Origin of the sequence: Bacteroides sp. OM08-11 (assembly GCF_003438665.1) — a bacterium.
Classification (GTDB): Bacteria; Bacteroidota; Bacteroidia; order Bacteroidales; family Bacteroidaceae; genus Bacteroides; species Bacteroides cutis.
Map to the genome: position 1 here is coordinate 231,912 of NZ_QSTJ01000006.1, position 7,644 is coordinate 239,555.

The 7,644-nt window shown below is 43.2% G+C and carries 8 protein-coding genes; 4 read left to right on the forward strand and 4 right to left on the reverse strand.

The features are described 5' to 3' along the window. The 3 genes from DXC10_RS12425 to DXC10_RS12435 all read left to right on the forward strand — a co-directional run bounded on the left by DXC10_RS12425 (window position 1) and on the right by DXC10_RS12435 (window position 4,113). Window positions 1-1,209 (forward strand): clostripain-related cysteine peptidase, encoded by a 1,209-nt coding sequence (locus tag DXC10_RS12425; protein WP_117737947.1) that lies wholly within the window; start codon window positions 1-3, stop codon window positions 1,207-1,209. A gap of 110 nt (window positions 1,210-1,319) precedes the next feature. Continuing rightward, entirely contained in the window at window positions 1,320-3,755 is a 2,436-nt protein-coding gene (locus tag DXC10_RS12430) for an FAD-dependent oxidoreductase (protein WP_117737948.1), read from the forward strand. Window positions 3,756-3,762: 7 nt separating this feature from the next. After that, complete coding sequence (locus DXC10_RS12435; RefSeq protein WP_101543372.1) at window positions 3,763-4,113, forward strand: MarR family winged helix-turn-helix transcriptional regulator; 351 nt, start codon at window positions 3,763-3,765, stop codon at window positions 4,111-4,113. Between the two features lie 9 nt (window positions 4,114-4,122). On the opposite strand, the gene rlmH is transcribed toward DXC10_RS12435, so the two are convergent. The 4 genes from rlmH to DXC10_RS12455 all read right to left on the reverse strand — a co-directional run bounded on the left by rlmH (window position 4,123) and on the right by DXC10_RS12455 (window position 6,570). Continuing rightward, the gene (rlmH, locus tag DXC10_RS12440) at window positions 4,123-4,596 is read right to left on the reverse strand and encodes a 23S rRNA (pseudouridine(1915)-N(3))-methyltransferase RlmH (RefSeq protein WP_117737949.1); all 474 of its coding nucleotides are present in this window, start codon (window positions 4,594-4,596) and stop codon (window positions 4,123-4,125) included. A 210-nt stretch (window positions 4,597-4,806) separates the two neighbouring features. Then, the gene (locus tag DXC10_RS12445) at window positions 4,807-5,697 is read right to left on the reverse strand and encodes a DUF4373 domain-containing protein (protein ID WP_117737950.1); all 891 of its coding nucleotides are present in this window, start codon (window positions 5,695-5,697) and stop codon (window positions 4,807-4,809) included. Window positions 5,698-5,762: 65 nt separating this feature from the next. Continuing rightward, the gene (locus tag DXC10_RS12450) at window positions 5,763-6,113 is read right to left on the reverse strand and encodes an SH3 beta-barrel fold-containing protein (RefSeq protein WP_101543378.1); all 351 of its coding nucleotides are present in this window, start codon (window positions 6,111-6,113) and stop codon (window positions 5,763-5,765) included. Window positions 6,114-6,354: 241 nt separating this feature from the next. Then, entirely contained in the window at window positions 6,355-6,570 is a 216-nt protein-coding gene (locus tag DXC10_RS12455) for a hypothetical protein (RefSeq protein ID WP_158557854.1), read from the reverse strand. Window positions 6,571-7,291: 721 nt separating this feature from the next. On the opposite strand from DXC10_RS12455, the gene DXC10_RS12460 reads away from it, so the two are divergent. After that, window positions 7,292-7,644, forward strand: a 353-nt coding sequence (locus DXC10_RS12460; protein WP_117737951.1) for a UpxY family transcription antiterminator, incomplete at its 3' end; no start/stop codon positions are given.

Consider the following 7,644-nt stretch of genomic DNA (forward strand, 5'->3'; position numbering starts at 1 on the left):
ATGAAGTTGCGTATCTGTTTCTTTTTGTTGTTAGGGCTGACATTTTTTCTGTCCGCGTGTGATAATGATGATCCTGAACCGGGAAAGGGGAAAGGTACGCGAACTGTTTTGGCGTATATCATGGCGGATAACAATTTATCGAAGTTTTCTGCTGATGATATCAATGAAATGATGGAAGGGATGAAACAGGTCAATGCATCCGGTTGTAATCTTCTGATATATACAGATGAACAATATTCTACTCCGGCGCTTTATCATATCTACAAGAATAAGAAAGGAATAGTACAGAAAGAAGCGATCAGGGAATATGAAGAGCAGATATCTACAGATGCCGCGGTGATGCAGGAAGTTATACAACGTGCGTTCTCGGAATATCCGGCTGACAGTTACGGGTTGATAATTTGGTCGCATGGCGAAGGTTGGATACCCAGTCCTCTGCCTGTAAAGAAGAATGTCTCTACGCGTTGGATAGGGCAAGATACCACAGATGGCACTCACTATCTGAATATAACCGATATGGCTTCTGTATTCGAAACAGTACCTCACCTGGATTTTATATTATTTGATGCCTGTTTCGGTCAGTCAATAGAAGTTGCTTACGAACTGCGTAAGTATACTGATTATATCATTGGTTCACCAACAGAGATACCGGGACCGGGTGCCTCCTATGATAAGGTTGTACCTGCTATGTTTAAGGAAGCGAATGTCGGTATAGAGATAGGAAAAGCCTATTATGAACCTTATGAAGCTAAATATACAGGAGCTATTCCGAGTGATAATTCCAACTGGACTGGTGGGGTTTCAGTTTCTGTAATAAATTGTGCCGCTTTGGAAGAATTAGCGTCCGTGACGAAACAAACCCTTACCGAAGTGGAGCGGAATACGCTTTTAGACGGCAACTTGTTTGATTATGATAAACGTAGCAAATATAGTTCGGGGTACGTAGGATACTATGATATGAAGCAGTTGATGCAATACCTTTCGGCTGATATGAATGCATGGACTTCTGTTGCTGATGATGTTATTATCTATTGGAGGTCTACCCCCAAAAATTTTTCCGGTATCATACAATCTATGTTCCCCCTTCCCCAAGAAGCTACCTGTGGTATGTCTCATTATATTCCTGTTTTCCCCACATCTGCCGCCACTACTGCTTATCGCTCCACTGCATGGTATGAAGCTGCCGGCCTTTCCAAACTGAATTGGTAATATCCCTGATTTCATTGTAAATTACTTGTTTAACATTATTTTCCAATGGAAATTATTGTATATTGGAAAATATTGTTTCCTTTGTATCATCAAATTTAAAACAAAGAAGTATGAAATATGTAATTATTGGTGGTGTGGCAGGTGGTGCAACGGCTGCTGCCCGATTAAGAAGAGCGGATGAGCAGGCTGAAATCCTTTTATTAGAAAAGGGGAGGTACATTTCTTATGCCAATTGTGGTTTACCTTACTATATAGGTGGGGTTATAACCGAGCGGGAAAAATTGTTGGTACAAACCCCTGAATCCTTTGGCAAACGTTTTCGTATTGATGTACGTGTACAGAACGAAGTAATTGCTATTCATCCGGAAAACAGAACTTTGGTTATTCGTAAGTCCGACGGACAAGAATATGAAGAGACTTATGATAAGCTTTTGCTTTCTCCGGGTGCCAATCCTGTGAAACCTCCTTTAGAAGGTATTGATTCCGAGGGTATTTTTACTCTTCGTAATGTAGAAGATACCGATCATATCAAGGCTTATATCACAAACAAGCAAGTAAAACGTGCTGTAGTGGTAGGTGCAGGTTTTATCGGATTGGAAATGGCTGAAAACCTGCACCATGCCGGTGTTACCGTCTCTGTCGTCGAAATGGGAAATCAGGTCATGGCGCCTATCGATTTTTCCATGGCCACCTATATCCATCAGCATTTGACGCAAAAAGGCGTTTCCCTTTATCTGGAAGAAGGTGTCACACACTTCGAGCGTACAGAAAAAGGAATAACTGTTTTCCTGAAAAGTGGCAAGACAATTCCTGCCGATATGGTATTACTCTCTATCGGTGTACGTCCGGCGACGGCATTAGCGCAACAAGCCGGTTTGAAACTCGGTGAAACAGGCGGAATTTGGGTAGACGAACATTTGGAAACCTCTGTAAAGGATATCTATGCCGTAGGTGATGCCATTGAATACCCTCATCCGTTGACCGGAAAACCATGGCTCAATTATCTGGCCAACCCCGCTAACCGTCAGGGGCGTATTGTTGCCGATAACATGGCATTCGGTAATACTGTTTCATACGAAGGTGCTGTTGGGACCTCCATTGCTAAAGTTTTTGATATGACTGTGGCATCAACGGGACTTGCCGCCAAGCGGCTCAAGCAATGGGGGATGGAATATCAAAGTTCTGTCACTCATTCTGCCGCTCATGCCGGTTACTATCCCGATGCGTTACCATTGACATTGAAACTTACTTTCCATCCCAAAACCGGTAAAATCTATGGTGCGCAATGTGTAGGATACGATGGGGTTGATAAGCGTATTGACCAGATTGCCATGCTCATCAAACATGGTGGAACAGTTTATGATCTGATGGAAACGGAACATGCCTATGCACCTCCTTTCTCATCTGCCAAGGATCCTATTGCCATTGCCGGATATGTAGCTTCTAATATAATCAGTGGTGCCATGCCTGTTATCTCCTGGCGCGAACTGGTAGCAAAAAAGAATGAAGTGATGTTGATCGATACCCGTACTCCTGAGGAGTTCTCATTCGGTACAATTCCAGGGGCGATCAATATTCCCCTGGACGAGATGCGTGAACACCTATCGGAAATACCTGCAGATAAACCGGTTGTATTGTTTTGCGCTGTCGGTTTGCGTGGCTATCTGGCACAACGGATTTTGATTGGACGAGGCTATAAAAACACTCTGAATTTGATTGGTGGTTATAAAACCTATTCCACAGCAGTGGCACCGGTGGAGACAGTTGAGGTTTCTCCTGTTTCTATGCCGAAAATTCCGAATAACTCCACTAAAGAACCGTTGAAGATTAATGCATGTGGCCTGCAATGTCCGGGTCCCATTATGCAGGTGAAAAAGGCAATGGACTCTATATCTGTAGGAGAACGTGTGGAAATTATTGCAACCGATGCCGGTTTTGCCCGTGATGCTTCTGCTTGGTGTGATACCACCGGAAATAAGCTGATAGAGAAATATGAGGAAAAAGGACGTTACACGGTGTTGCTCGAAAAAGGAGATAGCTCTTGTGTCTGTTCATCCGGTATGCCTTCTGCAGGAGGACGGGGAAAAACGTTGATTTTGTTCAGTGACGATTTGGATAAAGCATTGGCAACTTTTGTACTTGCCAACGGTGCAGCCGCAACGGGACAGAAAGTCACGGTCTTTTTCACATTTTGGGGATTGAATGTGTTGAAAAAAGTACAGAAACCCAAAGTAGCGAAAGATTTTTTTGGAAAGATGTTCGGTATGATGCTTCCGTCGAGTTCTCTGAAGTTGAAACTGTCGCAGATGAATATGTTCGGCATGGGTAGCCGGATGATGCGTTTTCTGATGAAAAGGAAAGGTATAGATTCTTTGGAAGCGTTACGTTCACAGGCATTGGCTCAAGGGGTAGAATTTATAGCATGTCAAATGTCTATGGATATGATGGGCATCCGGCGCGAAGAGCTCCTTGATGATGTTACTATCGGTGGGGTAGCTACCTATATGGAACGTGCGGACAAAGCGAACGTAAATTTATTTATATAAGAATGATATGGAAACTTTATGTAGGATACGTGATATTTATCGGGCTATTGCTGAGTTTGAAACGCAATTTATGCATAGCTATGATCTTTCGTTGAACGAGGGAATGTTACTTTGTACTTTACTCGACCATCCCAAACTGACTTCCAGTGAAATAGCGGAAGCGTTGGGCTTGTCGGCATCCAATACTTCCAAAGTTATTCGTTCGGTAGAGGAAAAGAAACTGGTCGCTCGTTTAGTAGGTAAGATTGACAAGCGTCAGATGCATTTTGCGTTGACACCCGAAGGCAAGGAGCGTATTATGGCAATAAAGAGTGATACTCCTGCGATACCTCCTTTATTGCAATCCATAGTCTCTTGATATCTGGGTTCATTCATGGTGATAGGGCCCCCCATTCAGTATCGTCATGGCGCGGTATAACTGTTCTACGAAAATGAGCCGCACCATCTGATGTGAAAACGTCATACGTGAAAGAGACATTTTCTCGTGTGCGGCTTCATATACTTTGGGGGAGAAGCCGTATGGCCCTCCAATGACGAAAACGAGCCGTTTGTTTACGGTATTCATCTTGCGCTTCATATAGTCTGCAAACTCTATGGAGCGCATTTCTTTTCCTCCCTCGTCCAGCAACACCACTACATCTCCCGGCTGAAGCGCCTTCAATATCAATTCACCTTCCTTTTCTTTCTGTACTTCCATAGAAAGGCTTTTAGTATTTTTCAGTTCAGGAATAACCTCCATCTCAAACGAAAGATATCGTTTGGTACGTTGTACATAGTCATTGATAGCTGTAATAAAGTGTTGCTCTACGGTTCGTCCTACGACGAGTAAGATCGTTTTCATGTGATTTTGCTTATTTTTCTGCAAAAATAGTTCTTTCTTGTGATAATTTCATTTTTAAGCATATTCAATTGCTCCATCCTATTACCGGAATGAAGTTAACTTATCTATGTGTAATTAGTTAACTCCTTACTGTCTATTAAGTTAACTTGATAGTATTTATTAAGTTAACTTCCTTACACTTATTTAGTTAACTTCCTTCCCGTAATGATGTTAACTTCCCGTTTTCTTCCTTTCCTTCACGAGTGCCGATACCATGTATTTCCCTTTGGCAATCACTTCTCCCCATCTTGTGGAGTGTATCACCTGCCATACATACCCTCTCAGCCTTCCGTAATCAGACAGCCTGAGTATTGCATTAACCTCTTCCGGGTTGGTAATACGCATTTGCTGCAGAGTGAACATCAGCCCGTCATAGTTATGGGTCTGCCTGTTGTATGCATATCCCGGCGGTGGCAGGAAAGGACTCCCTGCAGGACTTCCTCCTTCCCTGACTGCTATGCTTTCCTCTACTTTACTTTGCTTTACTTTACTTTGTCCCGGATTGTCTTCATTTGCGGGTGTATTGTCTTCATGCTGCATGCAATTTTTCTGATTTTGCGCGCATCCGTTTCCTTTTCCCTGTTTATTCCCCCCTCCGGTCTGCTTGTTTTCTTCTCCCGTTTGGTTGCCTTCCTTTTCGGTCTTGGCGTTATTATCCTCCCCTTTACCTCCGTTGTCCTTTTCAACCAGCAGATAGGGTAGGGAACCCGTCTCCCTTTTCCTCCGCTTGGTGGCCTCCATCCATATCTTCTGTATCCCCGCCGAAGTCAGTACATGCTGTTCCTCATAGCATTCCCTGTCGAAGAACCCTTTCTCCACCAGGATATTTACAATACTCCCCATGTGTTTTTCCTCAATCCCCGTCTTATGTGAGAAGAGCGTGCATTGCTCTTCCCCCCACGGGAGGTAATATCCCTTTTCCTTGTACATCTTGCACAGCAGCTTCATTACCGCCGCTTCCCCCTCGAGCCCGTATTTGGCTTCCACCAACTCGATGGGGCCGTCCTCAAAGAAATTCACATTCAACGGGAAATACATGATTCCCCCATAATTCATTGCCATACTTCAACTCTTTATTTTTTGTTTTCCATTCTATAATCCGGTTCGTTACTTTCGTCTTTCCATTTTCAACCGGCTACCTGTCTCCACTCCAGGAAGTTCTCTATCAGGAAGCTCCTCCATGCCTGCAAGTCTATGTCCCAGTATACCACCGTTCCCGTCACGTTCAGTATGTCATACTCTTTCCTGAACGCTTCCCTGTAGGGAAGCAGCGTCGCCTTCACCAGCTTGAACGTGCCGTCCTGCCTGTGGTACGCCACCAACGCGCACCCGTATTGCATGTAGTCGATGAGTTCCTCGACCCTCTGCACCATCCATCCCGCACAGTTCTCCGTGTATCCCTTTTCCGTCATGATACGTATTTTCCAGAGTTTTCTCTTTGCCCCGTGAAGTGAGGCTTTCTTTTTACTCATTGCCATTCTCTCAATTTTTAGTTGTTTATAAATCGGTCAATTAATACTTGTTTAACAGGTGTTTGGCAGTACACAAAAAAAGATGCCGCCTTGTTTTGGAAGAAGCGGCATCTTTTCTTGGTTTGGCCTTATCCCTGCAACAGTGCTGCAAAGATACGTCCCTTTCGTGACAGGTTGTCCACCGATATTTACGGGCGGTTCTATAGGTTGTTTTTGTTATTTCTTTTTATTGTTTTCCTTTGGTTTCTTACCGGTTTTTTCCCGCAGTAATTCCTTCCTTATTTCCGTGATGTCCTGCTTTATGGTGTTGTACGACAAGGGTTTCCCGTTCCTGGTCTCCAGAATTTTCAATCCGGTGAGGAACCTGCATAGCGTTGCCGTCCCATAACTTGGGTCCACTCCCATGTCCCCCGCAAGGAATGAGGCCAGGAATTCCCTCTCTATCCTCGTCCGTTCTCCGCATACTCCTGTGATATTCCCTCCCGGTGTGGGTCCGGGTCTTGTGCTAACTTTTTGTTTGACAGTTCCATTACTCTTGTTCTTTTTGTTTACAGCCGTTTTTTTTACTTGCTGTTTTCTTGATTTTCTGTTTCATTTTTAAAGTCTTTATGCCGGTATTTACCGTTGGATAAAGTGTCATTAATAACGAAATTACGGCTAATGGCCGGAATACGCAACAAAAGGGGGATTGTTTTATTGTAAAAATCTTGTAAGATGTTGTATTATAGGATGGTATGTGCTAAATGCAGGGGTGTCTTTTAAACGTTCATTTAAAAAACGTCAGGATATTTCAATAAAAAGAGAGAAAAAAAACTGATAAAGAAATGGAAACCGGGGAGAATATTTTTAGATACATATATTGTTATATATCAATTATTTACAACGAAATATTAATTGCGATAAAAATATTTTTATTAAACATTTTGCACAGTTCGGAAATACCCCGTATCTTTGTGGACATTAAATGAACGATTAAAAAACGTTTTTCCGTTTCAACTCGTTTGTTTACAGTAATTTACCCATGTGGTAATGTACAGTTACAGAAACTCAGTTGGCAAGAGGGGCTCAATACTTGCCGTATTTTACATGAGGTGTCCGCAAGTGATTGAAATTCAAGCTTATGCAAGTGTTTCAAAGCCCCGAGAGAATACCCTTTTCTGAAATAATCCGTATTGGTCATTATAATGGACGCAGATAAAGAGACCGCACTATGGTATGCCATGCGTGCCACCTACCGCCGTGAGTTGGACGCCGTTCGCCTGCTCGAGAAGGAACATTTGGGATGTTTTGTTCCTATGCAATATAAGGTATGTATCAAGAAAGGTCGTAAAGTGCGTATTCAGGTTCCGGTAATCCGAAACTTGATTTTTGTTCATGCCTGTTCCTCCGATTTGAAGCGTGTCAAGTCCAAGGTCGGTTATTTACAATATATCACTGATACCCGCAGTGGTCAGAAAATTATCGTTCCCGATGTCCAGATGCAACGTTTCATAGCCGTTGCCGGTACTTACAACGACCATCTCCTGTACTTCCAGCC